The 23,325-nt window shown below is 41.3% G+C and carries 23 protein-coding genes; 13 read left to right on the plus strand and 10 right to left on the minus strand.

Annotated elements, in window-relative coordinates:
* Positions 1–3: 3 nt before the first annotated feature.
* From PHEP_RS16280 to PHEP_RS16295, 4 genes are all read left to right on the plus strand, one after another.
* A complete protein-coding gene (locus PHEP_RS16280; RefSeq protein ID WP_015809076.1) occupies positions 4–495 on the plus strand; it encodes a GtrA family protein in 492 nt (163 codons plus the stop codon).
* A 77-nt stretch (positions 496–572) separates the two neighbouring features.
* Positions 573–2,363, plus strand: a complete 1,791-nt coding sequence (locus PHEP_RS16285; RefSeq protein WP_036674730.1) for an aromatic amino acid hydroxylase — start codon at positions 573–575, stop codon at positions 2,361–2,363.
* Positions 2,364–3,065: an SDR family NAD(P)-dependent oxidoreductase gene (locus tag PHEP_RS16290; protein WP_015809078.1), complete on the plus strand. Its 702-nt coding sequence runs from the start codon at positions 2,364–2,366 to the stop codon at positions 3,063–3,065. It begins immediately after the preceding gene.
* Positions 3,066–3,128: 63 nt separating this feature from the next.
* A complete protein-coding gene (locus tag PHEP_RS16295; protein ID WP_015809079.1) occupies positions 3,129–3,674 on the plus strand; it encodes a C40 family peptidase in 546 nt (181 codons plus the stop codon).
* A 20-nt stretch (positions 3,675–3,694) separates the two neighbouring features.
* On the opposite strand, the gene PHEP_RS16300 is transcribed toward PHEP_RS16295, so the two are convergent.
* The 3 genes from PHEP_RS16300 to PHEP_RS16310 form a co-directional block, all read right to left on the minus strand.
* Positions 3,695–4,582 carry a flavin reductase family protein gene (locus PHEP_RS16300; protein ID WP_015809080.1) on the minus strand — a complete coding sequence of 296 codons (888 nt, stop codon included), beginning with the start codon at positions 4,580–4,582 and terminating at the stop codon, positions 3,695–3,697.
* A 3-nt stretch (positions 4,583–4,585) separates the two neighbouring features.
* Positions 4,586–5,584 (minus strand): fumarylacetoacetate hydrolase family protein, encoded by a 999-nt coding sequence (locus PHEP_RS16305; protein WP_015809081.1) that lies wholly within the window; start codon positions 5,582–5,584, stop codon positions 4,586–4,588.
* Positions 5,585–5,654: 70 nt separating this feature from the next.
* The gene (locus PHEP_RS16310) at positions 5,655–6,986 is read right to left on the minus strand and encodes an anaerobic C4-dicarboxylate transporter family protein (protein WP_015809082.1); all 1,332 of its coding nucleotides are present in this window, start codon (positions 6,984–6,986) and stop codon (positions 5,655–5,657) included.
* Between the two features lie 406 nt (positions 6,987–7,392).
* Between PHEP_RS16310 and PHEP_RS16315 the strand changes: the two genes are divergently transcribed.
* From PHEP_RS16315 to PHEP_RS16325, 3 genes are all read left to right on the plus strand, one after another.
* Complete coding sequence (locus tag PHEP_RS16315) at positions 7,393–8,550, plus strand: homogentisate 1,2-dioxygenase (protein WP_015809083.1); 1,158 nt, start codon at positions 7,393–7,395, stop codon at positions 8,548–8,550.
* A gap of 71 nt (positions 8,551–8,621) precedes the next feature.
* Positions 8,622–9,752: a 4-hydroxyphenylpyruvate dioxygenase gene (hppD, locus tag PHEP_RS16320; RefSeq protein WP_015809084.1), complete on the plus strand. Its 1,131-nt coding sequence runs from the start codon at positions 8,622–8,624 to the stop codon at positions 9,750–9,752.
* Between the two features lie 125 nt (positions 9,753–9,877).
* Positions 9,878–10,798 carry a YihY/virulence factor BrkB family protein gene (locus PHEP_RS16325; protein WP_015809085.1) on the plus strand — a complete coding sequence of 307 codons (921 nt, stop codon included), beginning with the start codon at positions 9,878–9,880 and terminating at the stop codon, positions 10,796–10,798.
* Here the strand turns inward: PHEP_RS16325 and PHEP_RS16330 are convergent.
* Together PHEP_RS16330 and PHEP_RS16335 are read right to left on the minus strand one after the other, a co-directional pair.
* Entirely contained in the window at positions 10,795–11,070 is a 276-nt protein-coding gene (locus tag PHEP_RS16330) for a hypothetical protein (RefSeq protein WP_015809086.1), read from the minus strand. The genes PHEP_RS16325 and PHEP_RS16330 overlap by 4 nt on opposite strands.
* Before the next feature lie 111 nt (positions 11,071–11,181).
* The gene (locus PHEP_RS16335) at positions 11,182–11,769 is read right to left on the minus strand and encodes a porin family protein (RefSeq protein WP_015809087.1); all 588 of its coding nucleotides are present in this window, start codon (positions 11,767–11,769) and stop codon (positions 11,182–11,184) included.
* Between the two features lie 228 nt (positions 11,770–11,997).
* On the opposite strand from PHEP_RS16335, the gene PHEP_RS16340 reads away from it, so the two are divergent.
* Positions 11,998–13,764 (plus strand): sensor histidine kinase, encoded by a 1,767-nt coding sequence (locus PHEP_RS16340; RefSeq protein WP_015809088.1) that lies wholly within the window; start codon positions 11,998–12,000, stop codon positions 13,762–13,764.
* A 30-nt stretch (positions 13,765–13,794) separates the two neighbouring features.
* Here PHEP_RS16340 and PHEP_RS16345 read toward each other — a convergent pair whose 3' ends face one another.
* Positions 13,795–14,091: a hypothetical protein gene (locus PHEP_RS16345; protein ID WP_015809089.1), complete on the minus strand. Its 297-nt coding sequence runs from the start codon at positions 14,089–14,091 to the stop codon at positions 13,795–13,797.
* A gap of 110 nt (positions 14,092–14,201) precedes the next feature.
* Between PHEP_RS16345 and PHEP_RS16350 the strand changes: the two genes are divergently transcribed.
* Positions 14,202–15,248, plus strand: a complete 1,047-nt coding sequence (locus PHEP_RS16350; protein ID WP_015809090.1) for a tetratricopeptide repeat protein — start codon at positions 14,202–14,204, stop codon at positions 15,246–15,248.
* Here the strand turns inward: PHEP_RS16350 and PHEP_RS16355 are convergent, their stop codons facing one another.
* The 3 genes from PHEP_RS16355 to PHEP_RS16365 are packed head-to-tail and all read right to left on the minus strand — an operon-like array spanning position 15,249 to position 18,383.
* A complete protein-coding gene (locus PHEP_RS16355) occupies positions 15,249–15,833 on the minus strand; it encodes a riboflavin synthase (RefSeq protein WP_015809091.1) in 585 nt (194 codons plus the stop codon).
* Positions 15,834–15,844: 11 nt separating this feature from the next.
* Positions 15,845–17,335, minus strand: coding sequence for an acetyl-CoA carboxylase biotin carboxylase subunit (accC, locus tag PHEP_RS16360; protein ID WP_015809092.1), 1,491 nt, complete (start codon positions 17,333–17,335; stop codon positions 15,845–15,847).
* Between the two features lie 13 nt (positions 17,336–17,348).
* Positions 17,349–18,383, minus strand: a complete 1,035-nt coding sequence (locus PHEP_RS16365) for a threonine aldolase family protein (RefSeq protein WP_015809093.1) — start codon at positions 18,381–18,383, stop codon at positions 17,349–17,351.
* Between the two features lie 322 nt (positions 18,384–18,705).
* On the opposite strand from PHEP_RS16365, the gene PHEP_RS16370 reads away from it, so the two are divergent.
* The gene (locus PHEP_RS16370) at positions 18,706–19,566 is read left to right on the plus strand and encodes an N-acetylglucosamine kinase (RefSeq protein ID WP_015809094.1); all 861 of its coding nucleotides are present in this window, start codon (positions 18,706–18,708) and stop codon (positions 19,564–19,566) included.
* 89 nt (positions 19,567–19,655) lie between these two features.
* Here PHEP_RS16370 and PHEP_RS16375 read toward each other — a convergent pair whose 3' ends face one another.
* Complete coding sequence (locus tag PHEP_RS16375) at positions 19,656–20,345, minus strand: NUDIX hydrolase (RefSeq protein WP_015809095.1); 690 nt, start codon at positions 20,343–20,345, stop codon at positions 19,656–19,658.
* A 117-nt stretch (positions 20,346–20,462) separates the two neighbouring features.
* Between PHEP_RS16375 and pfkA the strand changes: the two genes are divergently transcribed.
* From pfkA to gap, 3 genes are read left to right on the plus strand one after another with little or no spacing between them, the layout of a single operon-like run.
* Positions 20,463–21,449 (plus strand): 6-phosphofructokinase, encoded by a 987-nt coding sequence (pfkA, locus tag PHEP_RS16380; protein WP_015809096.1) that lies wholly within the window; start codon positions 20,463–20,465, stop codon positions 21,447–21,449.
* Position 21,450: 1 nt separating this feature from the next.
* The gene (locus tag PHEP_RS16385; protein ID WP_015809097.1) at positions 21,451–22,293 is read left to right on the plus strand and encodes a hypothetical protein; all 843 of its coding nucleotides are present in this window, start codon (positions 21,451–21,453) and stop codon (positions 22,291–22,293) included.
* A 9-nt stretch (positions 22,294–22,302) separates the two neighbouring features.
* On the plus strand, positions 22,303–23,304 hold the full coding sequence (gene gap / locus PHEP_RS16390) for a type I glyceraldehyde-3-phosphate dehydrogenase (protein WP_015809098.1): 1,002 nt from the start codon (positions 22,303–22,305) through the stop codon (positions 23,302–23,304).
* Positions 23,305–23,325: the final 21 nt, after the last annotated feature.

Consider the following 23,325-nt stretch of genomic DNA (forward strand, 5'->3'; position numbering starts at 1 on the left):
GCAATGCGAAAGGCCTTATTAAAAATAATAGATTTCTTTTACCCTCCTTTTTCACGCTGGCTGCCTTTACATACTTTCAGGTACATTGTGTCTGGAGGCACTACGGCAACGTCGGGAATTATCTGCTATTACATTGCTTACAACTGGATTTTGCACCAAAGAAACATCCATGTTGATTTCCCTTTTGTACCTAAACTGATTACCGCCCACTCGGCAGCGCTCATCATCAGCACCCTGGTCAGTTTTTTGATTGGTTTTACGCTAAACAAATACCTGGTCTTTACCAAATCTAACTTAAAAGGGAGGATACAGATGTTCAGATACGCCGCGGTATTAGGCATCAATTTTGGACTTAACCTGGCCATGTTAAAATACATGGTAGAGGGACTGCACTTTTATCCCTCGCTATCGCAGGCTTTCATTACCGTAACTCTATCTCTATGCAGTTATTTTCTGCAAAAGCATTTTACGTTCAGGGTTAAAAAACATCCATAACCAAATCTCCTGTTAAGTTTACAGCGTTATTTTATATTTGCGTAACTTTACCATCACTATATTAATGAATGGATGCAATGAATGATTTTAATGACTTTAACAATAAGCAGGTAGCTAATCTGCCAAGGCATTTACGACAATTTATTGTAGAACAGCATTACGAAAAGTATACGCCGGTAGACCAGGCCGTATGGCGTTATGTGATGCGCCAGAATTACAGCTATTTAAAGCATGTTGCTTTTTATCCTTATATCAAAGGCCTGCAGCGCGCGGGACTGAGTATTGAATATATCCCTGACCTGCAAACAATGAACGACAACCTGGGCAAGATTGGCTGGGGTGCAGTTACCGTGGATGGTTTTATACCGCCTGCAGCCTTTATGGAGTACCAGGCTTACCGGGTACTGGTTATTGCAGCAGATATCCGTCAGATCAATCATATTGAATATACTCCTGCACCAGATATTATCCACGAATCGGCAGGTCATGCCCCAATTATTGCCGACGCGGACTATAACAATTACCTGAGCTATTTTGGTTCTATAGGTGCCAAGGCCATGTTCTCATCAAAAGATTTTGAGCTTTATGAGGCCATCAGGAACCTTTCGATCTTAAAAGAGGCTGTGGATGCCAATGAAGAAGAGATCGCAAAGGCAGAACGCCTGTTACAGCAGATCTCGGAAAATATGGGTGAACCATCGGAAATGGCTTTATTGAGCCGCCTGCATTGGTGGACAGTTGAATATGGCCTGATCGGCACACTGGAAGATCCAAAGATCTATGGTGCCGGTTTGCTTTCTTCGATCGGTGAAAGTTCGAGCTGTATGAAACCTGAGGTGCAGAAACTATGGTATAACATTGATACCATTAACTACAGTTACGACATTACCAAACCCCAGCCCCAGTTGTTTGTAACTGAAACGTTCCAGAACCTGATTGACGTACTTGAAGTTTTTGCCGATACCATGGCCTTCAGGAAAGGTGGCACCGAAAGTATTGTAAAGGCTATTGAATGTAAAAACCCGGCAACTGCAGTTTACAGTTCAGGCTTGCAGGTTACCGGCGTGTTTACAGATATGGGACTGGATGGCAATGATGCGCTTACTTTTATCAGAACAACCGGGCCTTCTGCTTTGGCGATTGGTAATAAGCAACTGGAAGGACATGGTAAACATTTCCATAAAGATGGTTTTTCATCTCCTGTGGGTAAACTGAAGGGTATTGCTACGCCGCTGGAAGACATGGACATGCTCCAATTGCTGAATTGTGGGATCAAACCGCTTAACCTGGCTATCCTGGAGTTTGAAAGTGGCATTACGGTAAAGGGTACAGTCAGGACCATCCATCAGCAAAATGAAAAAACTTTTCTGATTACCTTTGACAATTGTACCGTTAAGGAGCGTAACGGGAATATACTTTTTCAGCCAGACTGGGGCATGTATGACATGGCTGTTGGCGAAAAGATCGTTTCCGTTTACAATGGTGCAGCTGATAAGGATGCTTATGAAGAAATTACCCATATCAGTAATAAACAAACCCACAAAGTGGCTTACGACGAGAAGACCCAAAAACTGCATGCCATTTATAAAGCGGTACGACAGATAAGGGAAAGCGGAACAGGATATGAACAATTGCCAGTCCTTTTTGGGGCATTAAAAAATGAACACCGCTACGACTGGCTGTCGGCGATGGAAATTCTGGAGATCTTATACCATAAACAGCTTTATCCTGAACTGGAAAAAGAGCTGCGTATTTACCTGGAACTTAAATCGGCCAGTGAAAGCGAACACACAAAACTGATTAATGACGGTTTACATGTTATTGCAAACCCGGTTACCAAATTGATTACAGAAGAAGAAGCACATTAAATGAATATTGTATTGACAGGCGCCAGCAGCGGAATAGGTTTTGAAGCTGCTTTAGAATTTACGTTAAATAAAGATAATAAGGTAGTTTGTATTGCGAGGTCGGCCGATAAGCTGCGTAAACTGCTGGAAATAGCCAAAGGCATTACGCCCGACTGTACCCTGCTGCCTGTAGAATTTGACATTGTGAATGACGATTATGCTGCACTGGTACCTTTTTTAACTGAGAAACTGGGGCATATAGATATACTAATCAACAATGCAGGGGCACTGGTAAATAAACCTTTTTCTGAAACCACAGCAGCAGACCTGGCAAATATGTTTGAGAGCAATGTGTTGGGGCATTTTAACATGATCAAGAACCTGTTGCCATTGATGGGAAGCGACAGCCATATTGTGAACATTGGCAGCATGGGTGGTTTCCAGGGCAGTGTAAAGTTTCCGGGTCTATCGGCCTATTCGGCCAGTAAGGCGGCCCTGCATGCCTTAACGGAATGCCTGGCTTTTGAACTGGTTGATACCGGGATTAAGGTAAACTGTCTGGCCTTGGGTTCTGCCCAGACGGAGATGCTGGAACTGGCCTTTCCTGGCTATCAATCGCCGGTAATGGCCTTTGAAATGGGCAAATATGTTGCCGACTTTGCCCGTACCGCACATAAGTTTTTCAACGGAAAAATCCTTCCAGTGGCAGTAACAACGCCATAATCAAGAAGTTATCAACATTTCTTAGGCTTAAAATATAAATTTAATACCTTTAGCCTGATTCATATGAAGAGATACCTGATTGTATTTAGTTTTCTTTTGTTAAGTTTCTCTGCGGCAAAGTCGCAGACCACCGTGCCTTTACAATACCAGGAACTGGTGAAAAACCTGATGAAACAGAGCACTGCAAATCCCATTTCCAATACGCAAAAAATGGAATCTCCCAACCGTTTGCTGGAATTTGCCAAATCTATGCTGGGCATCAGGTACAGGGCTGCCTCAAGCAATCCCAACAGGGGTTTCGACTGTTCGGGCTTTGTAAACTATGTGTTCAGTAATTTTGGGTTTAAAGTACCACGTTCATCCAGGGATTTCGCAACAAGTGGTGAGGCTAAAAAGCTGGAAGATGCCAGAATTGGGGATGTAATTGTATTTACAGGTACCAACAGCCGTTCAAGAACGCCTGGACATGTAGGCATTATCTATGCCATAGATGGTGATCAGGTTAAGTTTATCCATTCTTCATCAGGAGGTGCCAAAGGCGTTACCATTTCCAGTCTGGATGAAGGTTTTTACAAAAAACGCTTCTTAAAGGTCATCAGTATTCTTTAGTCCTGTTTTATGAAGGTGGCTTATAATAGAACCACTTTTAATGCATCGTTTACATTTCCTTTGTTTAACCATTGCTGTGCAAGCTGCTGCAGTTCACGTTCCCGGTTACTGGCGTCGCCAATAGTAGCATCCATAATTTCCTTTACTTCCGGAAGGTTTCTTACCGCATCAATTTCCTCATCGGTTGGCAGTTGCTCTATGTTACCCAGCATCCCCAGGTCATTACCGGTCAGTACCCTTGAATTTCTTACCGCCTTGGGCAGGGCATCTACCCCTATTCCTAAGGTTGTTAAGGGTTTGGCAACTTTAAACAGGCTCTCTGGTGTAACACGGCAATACCAGTCGCCCCCAAGCCGCGCCACAAGATCTATCTTAGCCTGGTCTATTTTCCCGGTTTCATCCAGGATATCTTCTTTAATGTGGATCAGTTTTACTTCTGCCAGGATCAGGTTTCCCGCACCCGGGTTTTCACCCAGATGGATCACCTCTTTAACCATACACTCCATTTGCACCGGGGCTTCAGCAACCCTGGGGGGTTTAACCAGCTGAGAAGGGAGCATGGTAAAACCCGCCTTTTCAAATTCATTTACACCTTTTGCATACTCTGTGCTGGCCAGACTGGTTTGCTGTACCATAGCATAGTTTACGATGTTGATGACACATTCTTTAACTTCAAGGATGTTCTCTAAAGTATGTTTAGTAGTATTGTCGCGCACCCTTCTGGCGGGTGAAAAAACACAGAGAGGCGGATTGGTACTGAACATGTTAAAGAAGCTAAAGGGGCTCAGATTGATGTTCCCTTTTGCATCTATGGTAGTCGCAAAACAGATGGGCCGGGGCGCAACGGCATACTGCATATAATTTTGCAGCTGCGCCGGACTAAGATCTGATGTTTTTATGGTGAGCATTTTTTATTTTTTTTTCAGGGCCAGGATAGAAAAATCAGTATCTGCTTTTTTGATGATATTGATCAGTCGCCCCAAACCCGTGATTTCCATTTCAACTTCATCACCATCCTGCAACCATTGTGGTTTGAAATTGGGATCGTTTAGCAAACCCGTTCCGTTGAGCTCAAGAAAACAGCCCGTACCTACGGTACCTGAGCCTATTACATCACCAGGTAAAATATCTGCTCCATAAGCACAGCGTTCAATGATCTCGGCGAAAGTCCAGTCCATATCTGCCATACTGCCTGCAGATACTCCTACTCCATTCACAGTACATGTCATTTTTAGGTCGTACGCATTTCCGGTATGACCAGGCTTGGCACTTGTTTTATAGGGTTCCAGCTCATCCGGGGTAACCAGCCATGGGCCAATTACGGTAGAAAAATCTTTTCCTTTGGCTGGCCCCAGGTTTAACAGCATTTCCTCCATTTGCAGGGTCCTGGCACTCATATCATTCATCACCATATAACCGGCAATATAATTGTCGGCTTCTGCCGCAGTGATGTTGCGTCCCTTTTTACCAATCACAACTGCTACCTCCAGCTCAAAATCAAGCTTCTGAAAATGATCTGGCATGCATTCAATTTCTCCGGGTCCCTGGATGGCATTGTGGTTGGTAAAATAAAAAATAGGGTATTGGTCAAACTCAGCAATCATCTCCACCTTACGGTTCCGGCGTGCAGCGGCGACATGCTGTCGGAAGGCATAACCATCGCGGCAGGAGGTCGGATGTGGTACCGGGGCCAGCAGTTCGAAAAAAACCTCTTCTTTCGCTTCTATTTCAGCAGCCTTGATCTGGGCATCCACTTTTTTAGCGCGTTCCATCAGTACTTCTCCACCCTCTAAAAAAGCTTTCATTTCATCGGGCAACTGCTTATCACAAGAGTTTAAGTTATAAATGTGTCCGTTTATAAACACACCGAGGTGTTCTCTGTTTTCTGTTTTATAGGATACCAGCTTCATAGCTTACGAATTTTAAGTTTTGATCAAAGCTATATAAAATTAAACAAACACCCTATACCAATTGCTGATGTTACAACAGAACAGCAGCAAGGAGAAAGCCGGTTGCAATGGTTACAATAACTGCTGTTAAGCCTGGTGGGGTAAAAGAATGGTTAATCAGAAAACGGCCTATCTTTGTAGTGCCGGTTCTGTCGAAGCCCATTGCTGCTACCAGTGTAGGATAGCTTGGGATCACAAAGTCGCCATTAACGGCCGGAAACATGGCAATAAGGGCCGGAGCTGGAATACCAAGAGAGATGCCCAGTGGCATGAGTGCCCTTACAGTAGCAGCCTGACTGAACAAAAGGATGGACATGACAAAGAGTGCAATGGCAAATGTCCATGGATGAACAGTTACAAAATCGCTTAGATGGCTTTCAAAAAAGGGCATATGGGCTTGCAAATAGGTATCGCTCATCCAGGCTACACCAAATATACACACTACGGCTTCGCCTCCGGAACGGAAAATTGTAGATTGGGATACTTTGGCAGCCGGAGTTTTGGTCACCAGAATAATGGCAGCCGCCGCAGTAAGCATAAGCAGTTCTATCATTTCGACCATACGCAGGGGTTGCATTTTACCATCTGTAAGGAAAGAGGGACGAAGTGAAGGAATTGCAGCAAACAATACGACACTAATTACCGCCAGGAGAAAAACATAGACTGATCTTTTAGCAGCAGTGCTGAAAATTTTTTCCTTTGTGTGATCAGCAGGATCGCCATCCAGTAGTCTCACAAATTCAGGGTCTTTTAATCTTTCCAGGAATTCAGGGTCTTTCATCAGCTCTTTTCCCTGACGGCTGGCTACCAGTGCCCCGGCCAGTACACCAATGATGGTTGCGGGAATGGCTACGATAAGAATGTCTGTTAGTTCGTAACCTTTGGGCGCAATTAAGGAAGTTAAAGCAACTGTTGCAGCAGAAATGGGACTGGCGGTAATGGCCAGATGGGCAGCAATAACAGAAATACTAAGTGGGCGCTCTGGCCTTACCCTCTTTTTAGTAGCAACTTCTGCAATGATGGGCAGCAAGGAGTAAATGATGTGCGCAGTACCTGCAACAAGGGTAAAAGAATAGGTAACCAAGGGGCCCAGCCAGGTAATGTGGTTGGGATTTCTGCGCAGGATCTTCTCGGCAATGCTTACCATATAGTCCATACCCCCTGCGGCCTGCAAGGCCGCTGCTGCGGTAACAACCGACAAAATGATCAGCATCACATCTATTGGCGGGGTAGTTGGCTTAAGGCCAAATCCAAGTGCAAATATCAGCAGCCCTACAGCCCCCATTACACCCAGACCTATTCCTTTCATACGTGCACCCACCAATATCAGCAGAATTAAAACTGCAAGCTGTATCCAAACCATTTACTTTTAAATTTATTTACCAAACCTTAAATATATAAATATATATTACCTTGATACATAAAATAAATAGTTATACTTAAATTCAGTTTCCTGCATTTCCGCTGTGCCAATTTTTTTGGGGGACCTGACATTTTAAAGCTGATGGTATAATATGTAGCCAGGGGTTTGGTGGTTGTTAGATTTAATACTTAATTTAGCAGACGTAAAAGAAAATGATAACTAACTGTCTCACATATCAGAATCGAATAGCCGCACAAGCCCTGGCCGCATTCAGGTATGCCATGCTTTCCAAAATCATTTTTGCGCAATATTCCTTCTAGCCTATCCCTTTAGTGCTTTTTGATAAAACGTTTTCAGTGTTTTATCGTTATAAATATTATTCTAACCAATTAACTGACTTATTGCAATGCCTATCTATCATACATTAGGGACTATCCCTGCCAAACGTCATACTGTTTTCCGTAAGCCCGATGGGAACCTTTACGCTGAAGAACTTGTTTCTACAGAGGGCTTTTCCAGTTTATACTCGCTGGTGTACCATTGCCACCCTCCTACCATTGTTAAAGCCTTAGGGGAACCTTATTCAGTTGAACCTAAAATTGCCAGGGAGAAACATTTGAAACATACCAGTCTGCTTGGCTTTAACATTAAACCGGAAGATGATTACCTGAAGAGCCGCAAGCCTGTACTGGTAAACAGCGATCTGCACATTTCGCTGGCTGCACCGAAAAAATCCATGACGGATTATTTTTATAAGAACAGCCAGGCCGATGAAGTCATATTTATCCATGAAGGTACGGGGACATTAAAGACAGGTTTTGGCAAAATCCGCTTTGGCTATGGCGATTACGTGATTGTACCCAGGGGCACCATTTACCAAATTGAATTTGATGATGAAAAAAACAGGTTATTTATTGTAGAGAGTTTTAGCCCGATCCGTTCGCCCAAGCGCTACCGCAATGAATACGGACAGCTGATGGAGCATTCTCCTTATTGCGAGCGTGACATCAGACGGCCATCTGATCTGGAAACCATAGATGCTTATGGCGATTTTAAGGTGTTGATAAAAAAACAGGGCCTGATTTATCCTTATATATACGGTACACATCCTTTTGATTTTGTGGGTTGGGATGGCTTTCATTATCCTTATGCCTTTTCTATTCATGATTTTGAACCGATCACAGGAAGGTTGCATCAGCCTCCCCCTGTGCACCAGACTTTTGAAGGACACAATTTTGTGATCTGTTCTTTTGTTCCCCGCAAATACGATTATCATCCTTTATCGATACCAGCCCCCTATAACCATAGTAATGTAGACAGTGATGAGGTGCTGTATTATGTGGACGGTGATTTTATGAGCAGGAAAAGTGTGGTAAAAGGACAGATTACGCTGCATCCGGGAGGTATTCCCCATGGGCCGCACCCGGGCACAGTTGAGAAATCAATAGGCAAGGAAAGTACGGAGGAACTGGCTGTGATGATAGATCCCTTCAGGCCCCTGATGCTGACAGAAGATGCGTTGGCAATAGAGGATGAGGATTACCACAAAAGCTGGCTGGAGTAAAAAATACTGATTTTTTTGGTTAAGCAGGGAGCAAGTAAAAAGAACTAACTATTATTTTAATAAAAACTAAGATGTCAACACAAACATTTGCAGAAAAAATTGCCAGAGCGCAGGATTTTCTTCCAATAAATGGAACGGATTATATAGAATTTTATGTGGGCAATGCCAAACAGGCTGCACATTATTACAAAACGGCCTTTGGCTTCCAGTCGCTTGCCTATGCAGGGCCTGAAACAGGTGTACGCGACAGGGCCTCGTATGTATTACAGCAGGGAAAGATCAGACTGGTGCTCACTACAGCTTTAAAATCGGAGGGCCCGATTGCGGAGCATGTTAAACGGCACGGCGATGGCGTAAAAATACTGGCCCTTTGGGTAGATGATGCTTACAGTGCTTTTGAAGAGACCACCAAAAGGGGCGCAAGGCCTTACCTGGAGCCGGTAACCCACACAGATGACCATGGTGAGGTCCGTATGTCGGGCATCTACACCTATGGCGAGACCGTACATATATTTGTTGAACGCAAAAATTATAGGGGCAGCTTTATGCCAGGGTATGTAGACTGGAAAAGCAATTATAACCCTGCAGATACAGGTTTATTGTATATAGACCATTGCGTGGGCAATGTAGGCTGGAACAGGATGAACGAAACAGTGAAGTGGTATGAGGATGTGATGGGTTTCGTAAACATCCTTTCTTTTGATGATAAACAGATCAATACGGAATATTCTGCACTAATGAGCAAAGTGATGAGCAATGGAAATGGGTATTCTAAGTTTCCGATCAATGAGCCGGCTGAAGGGAAGAAGAAATCGCAGATTGAAGAATATCTGGAATTTTACGAAGGCGAAGGGGTGCAACACATTGCTGTGGCAACAAAAGATATCCTGACCACAGTAAGGGACTTAAAAGCTCGAGGGGTTGAGTTTTTGAGTGCACCCCCTGAAGCCTATTACAATATGATGCCTGAACGTGTGGGCGAGATTGATGAAGAAATGGCACAGCTAAAAGAACTGGGCATTTTGGTAGATTGTGATGAGGAAGGTTATCTGCTGCAGATCTTTACCAAACCTGTTGAAGACAGACCGACCTTATTTTTTGAGATTATACAGCGCAAAGGTGCACAATCTTTTGGGGCAGGGAATTTTAAAGCCCTATTTGAGTCTTTAGAACGCGAACAGGAACTAAGGGGGAATTTATAGGCGACTTATTTATCTATTAAAAAATGAAGAGGGAATCCAGATCCGGATTCCCTCTTTTTTATACAAGGTAATGTCAGGTATTAAAAAAAATAGTTATTTTCGGGCTTCAAGGCTATAAGCGGGGAATGGAAATCAACTTACTTCAAAGAACAAAGCTTTTTTTTATCAGGTTTAGTGCTGCTTTCAGGCTATTCCAGAAAAATGACCCCCTGCGTTTGGCCGGTGCTACTGCTTTTTTCACAAATTTTGCATTACCCCCGATTTTACTGATCCTGATCAGGCTGTTTGGTTTTTTTATGGACAGGAAAACACTGGCTGCACGCCTGTTTGAACGGCTGGCCAATATATTGGATGATGACAGTACAGGGCAAATCAGACAAACACTCAGAAACATCAGAGGGATTGATCACCAGTGGTATGCCACACTGATCAGCTTTGTTTTTTTCCTGTTTGTAGCTACCACCCTTTTCAATGTAATCAAGAACTCCATGGACCAGATCTGGTCTATTGGCAAAAAAGAACATGTAGGCTTTATGTTTACCATGAAATTAAGGGCAAGATCAATGGTGATCATCCTGCTGGCAGGCCTCCTGTTCCTTGTCGGATTTTTAACCGACAGCATACAAGCTTTTATTGGGGCTTATATCAATACTGCAGCACCCACATTTGGCAAGTTCTTTTTATCGGTACTGAACCAGCTGTTGTTTATAGCCATTGTGATGGTATGGTTTACTGTACTGTTCCGTTTTTTGACCAATGGCAGACCAACATGGAAAGCTGCTTTGCGTGGTGGCATACTTACAGCAGTACTGTTCACCTTTGGCAAGTATATTCTAAGGATATTGTTGCCGTTAAGCGGTATCGGAAATGTTTACGGCACATCAGGATCTATTGTACTGATCATGCTGTTCGTATTTTATTCTTCATTTATATTTTACTTCGGCGCCTGTTATGTGAAGGTGCTGAGTGATGACAAAGAAACACCGATACGACCTATTAAAGGGGCGTATAATTATGAAATAAAAGAAGTAATAAAAGGAACTTAATCGCTTATGGCCACCTGTTCAAAGCCCTGCATTTCGAATACAGCCAGCTTGTTGAGCAGGTTGTAGTGCAAAGTGCCAAAGAAATTAACAATGCCATCCTTATTTTTTCCTTCAATACAAATACTTTCTTTTATCACTTCCTGGTGTTTTAAATACTGGTCGGAAAGAATAATTTCTTCGTCCTGAACTCTGACATCCGCAGCATCTATTGAAAACTGTTTAAGGAGCTCCAAAAAGCTCTTTCCATTTAAAAGCAACTCTTTAATATTCATAGCCGTATTGAATTAAGTTAGGGAGAAATATCAGATCAATTATGAAGCCAAAAAAAAGGGCAAACCCTTTAGATTTACCCTTTTACACAAAATGTGGAAAAATTCTATTTGCTAGAACAGTCTGTAAGCCAGTCCGAAAGTAAAAAGGCTCAATTTAGTATCGTTATAGCCATCTTTTCCAATTTTGGAAAGTCCGGTTTCATATCTGAGATCAAGACCTAATTTTCCGACATCTACACCTGCACCAAACTGCCATGCAAAATTCTGTCCTTTAAAATTGCCTTTAAATACACTTCCAGCGGCCTGCCCGAATGACTGCTCATCATCTAGGATAAAAGAAACCACAGGCCCCGTGTTTAACCTCAGGCCAACTCCTGCGGCACCCAATTTTGTTCCTACCAGTACAGGTACATCAAGACTGGTAAATTTCACTTTGTTTTCCTGCCCGCTGGCATCTTTTAATGTTGTATTTTTTCCGCTTAAATAGAGCTCAGGTTGTAAATGAATTCCTGCAGCGCCGATACGGGTCCATATACCTGCATAATAACCGGCCCGGTTGTCGCTGCTAAAAGTATTATCGGTACTGAGTTTAGAAAGGTTGGCTCCTGCCTTCAGCCCCAGCTGGAAACTAGGCAATACCTGACTAAATGCTGCCAGGTTTAAAGAGATAAACAATGCGGATAAGATTATTTTTTTCATTTGTTTTATGATTAGTTTAAGTATGATAGTCCAAGCAACAATAAGGCCATTAAGTTTTCATTAAACGACCATATCATTATATAGTTTCACCTAATGATAATTTTTTCATTGAATGACACGTAAAACTAACAATATTTTCAATTGAAAACTAAATTACGTAGTTTTATCCTTACATCACTAATAATGCTTCGTATACTTTTAACGGAATTAATCATCATACCTATTTGAATGGATTTTACATTTAATTCCTACGCCAGTATCTTAATCTTTTGCGGCATTATCACACTTCTGTTTTCTTACAATTTATTTGGGAAAAAGGGAGAAGCGGTAAAGCTTTTTGGCTATATGATGCTCTCTAATGCCATATGGTCTTTAGGTTACGGCTTTGAACTGGCCAGCAGCACGTTAAGCCAGATGAAGTTTTTCATCAACGTAGAGTACCTGGGAATTACTACCTTGCCAATGAACTGGTTTTTGTTTTGCTTGCAACTGGCAGGAAAGGATTGCTGGTACAAGAAAAAAATAAACCTGGTCATGTTACTGGCATTTTCCTTACTTACCATTGTACTGGTATGGACAAATGACTATCACCACCTGCAGTACCGCAGCCTGAATGTAGATCATTCAGGACCATTTCCAATGGTTATGATTACACCGGGTATCTGGTACAGGGTATTTACCGTATATTTTTATTTGCTGCTGGGACTGGGGAGTTACCTGATCCTTGTAAAATTCAGGAAAGCAGATCCGATTTACAGAAGGCAGAATTATACTATCTTTTTCGCGGCATTGATTCCATGGATGACTAACCTGGCCTACCTGTTGGGCATACGCCCACTTGAAAACCTGGACCTGACCCCCTTTGCATTTATTGTTGCTATCTTTTTAATTGCCATCGCCATTTACCGTTTTAAACTGTTCGACATTTTACCAGTGGCAAGGGAAAAAGTCCTTGATCTGATCCAGGACGGCTACCTGGTTTTAGATGGGCAGAACAGGGTGATCGATTATAACCTGGCTGTAAAAAAATACCTGCCCAATGAACTGAAAGATAAAATTATCGGCATGCAGGTTGATCAGTTATTTCCCGGTCAAGAGGATTTACTCCGGTTCATCACTGCCCATAGTTCAGGAAAAATAGAAATGAAAGTACAGCTGGACAAAGTGATGTTTGATCTGGAAGCAAACATTATGTACCTGAATGAAAATCAGCTAAACAATGAGGCAACTGTTGTAAAAATACAGGACCTGACAGCAATACGCGAAGAGGCTTTAAGATCTAAACTACAAACGGAAGAGCTTAAAAAGTTAAATCAGCTGAAGGACAAAATCTTTTCTATTATTGCCCACGACCTAAGGGGACCACTTGTAAACCTGTCTGAAGTACTTAAAATGGTAAATACGGGTATGATCTCATTGGATGAATTCAAGAACTTATCCCCTAAACTGAGCCGGGACATTTTATATACTACAGATCTTTTGGAGAACATTTTGCATTGGTCCAGAAGCCAGTTAAAGGGCTATGGCATTAATAAAACATTCTTTGAACTGAGAAGCATGATCCTGAATGAGGTGAATTATCATTTACCCTCGGCAGCTATCAAAAAAATTAACATTGTGCATGATGTATTTCCCGGCATGATCGTATATGCAGATATGATCATGATACAAATTGTGGTAAGAAATATTTTAAATAATTCTATTAAATTTTGCAGGGAAGCATGCGAGATCCACATCGGCGCAGTGTACCAACCAGACCATAGAATGATGATCTGTATTGAAGACAACGGCCATGGTATGCCACCAGAGATACTGGCTTCACTTTTTACAGGTACAGGCAGTTCTACAAGAGGAACCATGAATGAAAAAGGGACTGGCCTGGGGCTGGTAATCTGTAAAGATTTTATGGAGCGGAACAATGGGGAAATCATTGTAGAAAGCGAAATCGGTAAAGGCACTAAGTTTTATTTGTACCTGCCTGTTGACGAAGGATAAATAAAAAAGCCCCTTTCGGGGCTTTTTTATTTATCCTGTTGCTCCATTAATGGCCTGCTGTTCTTTTAAAGCATCTACATTATTTTTACTGCCAAAATTCTGGGTTTTATCTGCAAAATAGTCCAATATACTTACTATTGTATCCAGGTTATCTGCAACACGCTGATGCATATCAGAAAGATCTTTCTCCAATCTTTTATCACCCAATTCTATATTGTCAACTTCAATTTTCCCTATCTTCTGAATAATTGCCTGCTGTGAGTGCTGTAAGTCGCCCAGCTCTCTCACAATCTTCTCCATTAATTCAAACTTTTTCAAAGTATCCATATGCTCTATATTAAAATTAACATTCTATTTATTATCTAATCAACCAATTACCTTGCCAATATGTTTTTATAATTTGGTAGTATATCCGGTTTTTGCTAATTTCCCCCGGTATGAAGCAGCTATTCCTTTTGATTTTTACAGGTATTATTTTTCAGTTTGCCCAGGCTCAGACATCAGAAAAGCTGGACCAGGAAAAATTACTTCAATATTATGAGGCACAACAATATCATGAAGCGGTACAATACCTGCAGTCTGTATATAAAGACAGTACCGATGTTAAAAAGCTGAAACAACTTGCCTATGCAAATTTGATGTCTGGAAGGCTTTCTGAGGCAGAAAAACACTACCTGAACCTATACAGACAATTGCCTGAAGATGCGGGTGTATTGCTGGCATTAGGCACCATTAGTGCAAACTATGGTCTGAATGCAAAAGCAAAAGCTTATTTTTTAGCTGTATTAAATACTGACAGTACTAATTTCAAAGCTTACAAACAGCTTGCTAAACTGGAAAATGATTTGTCCAGCACTGAAAAAATGACCTATTTACTGAAAGCAAACCATCTGGATACACTCGATGCTGAAGTATGTGCTGATCTTTCAATGGCCTATTTCAGAAATAATCAATTTAACAAAGCTGATGAAATCTTAAAGAATGCATTGAGCGCAGACAGTGCAAATTTACTGCTGTTAAATGCAAAGATGCCCATCAGTTTGACTTTCAAAGCATACAGTGAAGCCATAGCTATAGGAAAAAAAATATTGGCTACACAAAAAGTGCCTTCAGAACAATTGTTGCTTCAAATGGCCCAAAGCTATCGTGGTCTGCGTGATTATAAAAATGCTGCCGTGTATTTGAAGCAGGCTATAAAAGAAGGAATATCTACCAAGACAGCTTCTTATTATGGCCTGTTGGGAGATACTTATGAAAACATGAACCAAAATAAAGAGGCACTTGAAGTATATAAAAGAGGTCTTTTGTTTGAAAATAATGGGAGCCTTTATTACAACATTGCTTTAATATATGAGAACAAGCTAAACGATAAAAAAAATGCCATAAGCTATTATTCTCAGTATTTAAACAGCATAAAGGAACCTGAAAAACAAAAGCGGCATATCGCCTACATTAAAAATAAAATTGAAGAATTAAAAAGGTGATCACCTGTTGACCAACCGGGCCACATACTTACCGATAATGTCAAACTCTACATTTACGGCATCACCAACTTCGACTTCCTGTAAATTGGTATGTTCAAAGGTATAGGGAATTATAAATACTGAAAATTCATCAGCTGCAGAGCCAACCACAGTTAAACTGATGCCATTGAGGCATACCGAACCTTTTTCAACGGTAACATTGCCATTAGCGGCATCGTATTTAAAACGGTATTCCCAACTGCCATCCAGTTTTTCTCTTTTGATACAGGTAGCTGTCTGGTCTACATGCCCCTGAACTATATGTCCGTCCAGCCGGCCATTCATTTGCATGCAACGCTCCAGGTTAACCTTATTTCCTATTTTGAGGTACTGCATATTGGATTTTTCCAGTGTCTCCTGTATGGCTGTTACCGTATGGGTATCATCTGTTAAGGCCACTACAGTTAAACAGACTCCGTTATGGGCTACACTCTGGTCTATTTTTAGCTGGTTACTGATGGCAGATTGTATGGTAAAATGAAGATTGGTACCTTCAGTTTTAATATTTTTAACTACTCCTAATGTTTCTATTATTCCCGTAAACATATATCAATTCACTATTTATTTAACCTGTTTCTTCTCCAGTTGAGGGCATTGGCCTGGCCTTCCTGTAACGGTTGCGGTGCTGCAAGTGGCTGCTGTTTGAAAAAAAATGCTCCCATCATAGCTGCCAATAAAGCTTCGTCTTCATTTTGCACTTTCGGGCTATTGGCCTTAAAGTATTTAGCTACAAAATGCGTATCGAATTTACCAGACTTAAAGGCTTCATGCTGCATCACAAATTTACCAAAACCAAGTGTGGTTTGAATACCCGTGATCTGGTATTCACCAATGGCACGGACCATCCGTTCAATGGCTTCTTCCCGGTCTTTACCATAGGTAATGAGTTTGGCAATCATCGGGTCGTAATAAATCGGGATTTCCATTCCCTGCTCAAACCCGTCATCTACCCTTACGCCATTGCCCTTAGGAGTTTTATAGGTCTGCAACACACCTATATCCGGCAGGAAATTATTTTCAGGATCTTCAGCATATACCCTCAGTTCTATGGCATGCCCGTTAATGTGCAGATCTTCCTGCTTATAGCTTAGTTTTTCTCCCCTGGCAATTTTTATCTGCTCTTTTACAAGGTCTAAACCCGTAATCATTTCAGTTACCGGGTGTTCTACCTGCAAGCGGGTATTCATTTCCAGGAAGAAAAAGTCCAGATTTTCATCCAGGATAAACTCCACTGTACCAGCACCTACATAATTTACTGAACGGGCCACATCAACTGCACATTTGCCCATCTTTTCCCTTATTTCAGCTGTTAAAATGCTTGACGGTGCTTCTTCAATTACTTTTTGGTGTCTGCGCTGAACAGAACACTCCCTTTCAAAGAGGTGTACAATATTTCCATGGGTATCGCCCAGCACCTGTATTTCTATGTGTCGCGGAGAGGAAACATAACGTTCGATAAACACGGAACCATCTCCAAAAGCAGACAGGGCCTCACTTACGGCCAGTTGCATCTGCTCTTCAAATTCAGCAGCTTTTTCCACAATACGCATTCCTTTTCCCCCACCTCCGGCAGCAGCTTTGATCAGGATAGGGAAACCTACTTCTATTGCTCTTCGTTTAGCTTCTTCAACATCCGTAATGGCTTCTTCAGTACCAGGAACCATGGGAATCTGGTATTTCAATGCCGCAGCTTTTGCAGAAAGTTTATTGCCCATGATTTCCATGGCTTCCGGTGTCGGACCTATTAATGTCAGACCAGCTGCTTTTACCAGCCGCGCAAAAGCAGCGTTTTCTGATAAAAAGCCATAGCCCGGATGAATGGCTTCTGCCCCGGTAATTTTACAGGCTTCAATAATTTTTTCTCCGATGAGGTAAGATTGATTTGAGGGTGCCGGACCAATGCATACTGCCTCATCCGCATAGCGCACATGCAGCGATTGCCTGTCAGCCTCAGAATATACAGCAACCGTTTTGATGCCCATTTCTTTTGCAGAACGCATGATACGCAAAGCAATTTCCCCCCTATTGGCGATAAGAACTTTCTTCATTTATGCCTCGATGTTATTTATTAGCTGATACATGCAAATGTATTATGTTTTCTACAGCCCTGTCTATCATTTCGGAAGAAATGTTTAAATGTGTCACCATTCTTACGGTTTTTGGTCCTGTTACATTACAGGCAATGCCTTTTTCGGCCAGCTGATGCACCAGATGGGCGGGTTTTAGTCCTTCTGCTACTTCAAACACCACAATATTGGTTTCAACAGGCAATACCGAAGCTACATAATTTACATTGTTCAGCGCATCAGCCAAGGCCTTTGCATGTTTGTGATCGGTTGAGAGTCTGGCTATATTATGATCCAGCGCATAAATACCTGCGGCTGCTAAAAACCCTGCCTGACGCATTCCGCCACCAAATGCCTTACGGATATTGACTGCCTTTTTTATGGTTTCTTTTGAGCCCAGCAATACAGAACCTACCGGGGCACCAAGGCCTTTTGACAGGCATACAGAAATCCCGTCAAAATATTGTCCATAGTCTTTTGCATGATCTCCGGTTGCTGTCAGGGCATTGAATATTCTTGCCCCGTCCAGGTGAAGTTTTAGCCCCTTTATGTTACATAAAGTATGGATGGGCTCTATCTGCGATAAACTGTAACAGGCTCCCCCACCTTTGTTAACTGTATTTTCGAGTACAACCAGGCTGGAATGCGGGTAATGTACATTCTCATCATTGATCTCAGGTTCAATAAGTTCGGGTGTCAGTATTCCCCTTTCCCCATTTAGCAACCTTACGGATGCAAGAGAGTGATAAGCAATCCCCCCTCTTTCATAACGGTACACATGGGCAGTCTGGTCGCAGATAACCTCATCCATAGGATTGGTAAAGCACTTGATGGCAATCTGGTTGGTCATTGTTCCCGAAGGGCAAAACAAACCAGCTTCCATATTAAACATAGCAGCCAGTTTATGCTCCAGGGCCTTTACGGTTTCATCCTCACCAAATACATCATCTCCCACTTTTGCGCTCATCATGGCATCCAGCATGCCCTGATCAGGCGTTGTAACAGTATCACTTCGAAGGTCTACATTCATTGGGTTGTTCTTTGATACAAAATTACTCAAGCTGTTTTATATTCCCAGCTTTTATGTCCTAAAACTTAACAATAAAAACGTTAAAAAACAAGGGTTATTTGTGCCGGGAATTTTAAATTTGGATTTTAAAATAACAAACGTAATTTAGCTTAGTGTTTATTTGACAATATCCTAAGCTAAAAAACCTAAAAAAACACGTTTAAAAAGCAATTAAGCGCAGAAAAACGATTACCTAACCAAAATCAAAAAAATAAATTTATGAGTAAAACTTATACGAAAGTGACGCGATTATTTACTTTTATCCAGAAAAAAACGAATTAAGATGATAGTTATTGCAGACGGCGGTTCGACCAAGACCAATTGGTGTTTAATTAATGAAGCTGGTAGAAAAATTCTTTTCAATACAGAGGGCTATAATCCATATTTTTCCAAAACTGAATATATAATAGAGTCGCTAAGAAAATCTCTTCCCGACCATTTAGAAACTGAAAAACTGACAGAAGTAAATTATTATGGCGCTGGCTGTTCTACAGAGACCAACCGCAAAATAGTTTCAGATGCCATGCAAGAGGTTTTCCCTAATGCAAAAATAAATATTGGTCACGATTTAATGGCCTCTTGCCGCGCTTTATTAGGTGATGAGCCTGGTTTTGCAGCAATATTAGGTACAGGTACCAATTCATGCTTATACGATGGTAAAGACATTACGTTAAATATAGACTCATTAGGTTACTTTTTGGGTGATGAAGGCAGTGGCTGTTTTATCGGAAAAAAGATCCTGGGCGATTACATGAAGGGTTATATGCCTAAGGGTTTAAGAGAAACATTTTATGATAACTTTGCACTAACAAACGAGGATATTTTTGATCACATTTATAACAAGCCACTTCCTAACCGTTTTTGTGCTGGTTTTAGCAAGTTTTTGTACGACTTTAAAGACAACTACGAAGACTATACCTTTAATACGATCGACTATGCTTTTACTGCATTTTTCGACAACCTGGTTATACATTACCCTAATTACAAAGACTATAAATTAAATTGTGTGGGATCTGTAGGTTACAGTTTCAGGGATGTACTGAGCGTAGTGGCCGACAGATATGAGATGGGCATCGGCAAAATCATCCGTTCTCCTATAGATGATCTTGTAGATTATCACCTGCACATAGCCACAAAAAAATAGCTTAAAGCAGGTTTATAAAAAAATCCCAAAAGCTGGCTTTTGGGATTTTTTTATTCAGGTAAAACTCAGTTTAACAAGCGTTTCCAATATTAAAATGAAATTTCCTTGCCAAATAACTTTGCGTATTTTCTTTTATCAAATTTATAGAGGGTTGCAGCCCGGAAAGACACCCCATATTGCTTTTCGTTGAGGTCTCTCAGCACACCAAAACTTAGCATCTTTTTCCGGAAGTTCCTTTTATCCAGCTTTTTGTTCAGAATCACTTCATAAACATTCTGGAGCTGGGTAAGGGTAAATTTTTCCGGCAGGAGTTCGAAAGCTATGGGTTGGTGTTTAATCCTCCTTTTTATCTTTTCCATTCCTTTTTCAAAGATCTGCTGATGATCGAAGGCCAGCCTTGGCAAGTCTTTTACATTTCTCCAATACGCCTGTTTGGCATAATTGCTGATCGGTTTTACAATCTTATCACCACCTAACCTCAACAATGCGTAGTAAGCTATACTGACAACCCTACCCTGGGGATGCCTGTTTACATCGCCGAAGGTATAATATTGCTCCATATAAATGTCACTAAGGCCAGTAAGCTCGTGCAGAATCCTGGTGGCACTCTGGTCCAGACTCTCATCTTCTTCAACCAGGTTACCCGGCAAGGCCCACCAATCCTTAAAAGGTTCTTCGTTTCTTTCAATTAAAAGAATTTTCAATTCTCCTTCGTCAAATCCGAACAGCACACAATCAATCGAGAAAGTGGAATTAAATTTTGGTAAGACTTCTTTCAAAACATTAAATTTTTAAATATTAAAGCAAATAAATATACTTGTTTCCTATTAACATAGGAAAATAAAAAATAAATTACTTAGTGTAAAAAATACACGCTATATTCGTAAATATAAATCATGAAACCAAATATCAAAAATATCGCCGTATTAACATCTGGAGGAGATGCTCCCGGAATGAACGCGTGCATCAGAGCAGTAGTCCGAACCGGAATATACAATGGTATAAATATGTTTGGAGTTTTGCAAGGATATCAGGGATTAATCAGCAATAATATTAATCCGATGGATGCAAGATCCGTTAGCAACATCATTCATCTTGGCGGTACCATTTTAAAAACAGCACGTTGTCTGGAATTTAAGACTGATGAGGGTATGGCACTTGCTTATGAAAACATGAAGGCGCGTGACATAGACGGACTGGTGGTGATTGGCGGGGACGGAACTTTTACCGGTGCCAAACGTTTTGGCGAGAAATTTGGCATCAGGGTAATGGGGGTTCCGGGTACCATTGACAATGACCTTTACGGTTCTGACTTTACGTTAGGATACGATACGGCCATCAATACCGTTATTGAAGCAATAGATAAAATAAGAGATACTGCTGATTCGCACGATCGTTTGTTCTTTATTGAAGTAATGGGTAGGGATTCGGGCTGTATTGCTTTAAGAAGTGCCATTTCAAGTGGAGCTGAAGCCGTATTGCTGCCTGAAAAAGAAACCAGTTTAAATGAACTGATCAGCATGCTGGAAACAGGTGCATCTACAAAAAAAACATCGAGTATTGTAATCGTATCTGAAGGACATAAAGATGGCGGAGCCTATGAAGTGGCAAAAAAAGTTAAGGAAAGATTTAACCATTATGACACAAAAGTCACTATCTTAGGCCACCTTCAACGCGGGGGCAGTCCAAGTAGTTTCGACAGGATTCTGGGTAGCAGACTGGGATTTGCAGCCGTTAATGAATTGCTAAAAGGGAACACCATGGAAATGGTTGGCCTGAGGGGCAATGAAGTTAAAACCACCAGCATCGAAGAAGCCCTTACCAGGCATACTTTTAAACTGGAAAGTGATTTATTGGAAATGACTAAAGTTTTATCGATATAATATGATAGCAGTAGTATACAGCGGATCGAAGACAGCTTTCTGGAAGATTGCCAGGGACGGGAAGACGATTGCCGAATGCAGTATGCCGGGCATAAACCCTTGCTTTAATGATCAAAAAACCATTCTTCAATACCTGAATAAAAAGGCAACACTGATCAATCATGCAGAAAGCATCAAAAAGATCTACGTTTTTGCCGCTGGTGCTTCGTCTGATGAACGCAGGGATGAACTGGCCGAAACATTGGGCATGTTTTTCAGGTACAGCAAGATCAGCGTTAAGGACGACCTGTATGGTGCTGCGCTGTCTGCCTGCTTTAATAGCAGTGGCATTGTAGGAATTTTAGGCAGCGGAGCCAATTGTGCTTATTTTGATGGTAAAAAACCTGAAAAGAACAATTACGGCCTGGGCTATGTTTTTGGAGACGAGGGCTCTGCCAATTATTTGGGTAAAGTGATTCTAAAACGTTTTTTACAGAAAAAACTTCCGGCAGACCTGTTAAAAGAATTTGAACTTAAATACAACCTGGACAGACCACAGATACTTGAAAGAATATATAAAAAACCGATGGCACAGCAGTTTTTGAGTTCTTTCTTTGATTTTTTTCTGGAAAACAGGGAACACAAATATCTGCTTGAAATTATTGATCATGCTTTTGAACTTTATTTTCAGACTTATTTATTGCCAACTATTAAACTTCATCCTGGAAAAGAAATACATTTTGTAGGTCTTGTTGCTGGAAATTTTCAGGATCAGTTACGGGCCACTGCTAAAAAACATGGCCTTGAGATTACATCAATTACGAAAGAACCTATATATAATTTACTAAACTACTATTCAAATTAATAATTTAAGATGAGCAAAATTGGAATTAACGGCTTTGGCCGTATCGGCAGACTGGTTTTTAGGGCTGCTTTAAAAAGAGGATTAGACATAGTCGCAATTAATGACCTGGTTGAGCCTGATTACATGGCTTATATGTTAAAATACGATTCTACACATGGTCGTTTTGATGGAACAATTGCTGTTGAAAACGGACATCTTGTAGTGAATGGAAAAACGATACGCATTACAGCAGAAAGAGATCCCGCAAATTTGAAATGGAATGAAGTGGGTGTGGAAACTGTAATCGAATCTACCGGTTTATTTTTAACCCGTGCTGATGCTGAAAAACATATCGCTGCCGGTGCGAAGAGAGTGGTATTCTCTGCTCCTGCAAAGGACGCCGACATCCCTACTTATGTAATGGGTGTAAACCATCATAAATTAACTGCTGATCAAACTATTGTTTCAAACGCATCTTGTACCACTAACTGTTTGGCACCTATTGCTAAGGTATTAAATGATAACTTCGGTATTGTTGAAGGCCTGATGAGCACAATTCATGCGGTTACTGCAACTCAAAAAACAGTAGACGGTCCTTCTGCGAAAGACTGGAGAGGTGGCCGCGGTGGTTTTTCTAACATCATCCCTTCTTCAACTGGTGCTGCTAAAGCAGTAGGTATGGTTTTACCGGAACTAAAAGGTAAATTAACCGGTATGTCGTTCCGCGTTCCTGTTGCTGATGTTTCTGTGGTAGATTTAACTGCACGTTTAGAAAAACCAGCTACTTATGAGCAAATCAAAGCAGCTATGAAAGCCGCTTCTGAAGGTGAACTTAAGGGTGTTCTTGCTTATACCGATGAAGAAGTTGTTTCTTCTGATTTCATCGGAGATGACCACGCTTCAATATTTGATGCAAAAGCAGGTATTTCATTGAATGATAACTTCGTAAAAGTAGTTTCATGGTATGATAACGAATGGGGCTATTCTTCTGCATTAGCTAAATTCGTAGAGTACTACGGAAACTTAAAGTAAAACCCGTTCATACAGGTTTAT

It is taken from the genome of Pedobacter heparinus DSM 2366 (assembly GCF_000023825.1).
GTDB lineage: Bacteria > Bacteroidota > Bacteroidia > Sphingobacteriales > Sphingobacteriaceae > Pedobacter > Pedobacter heparinus.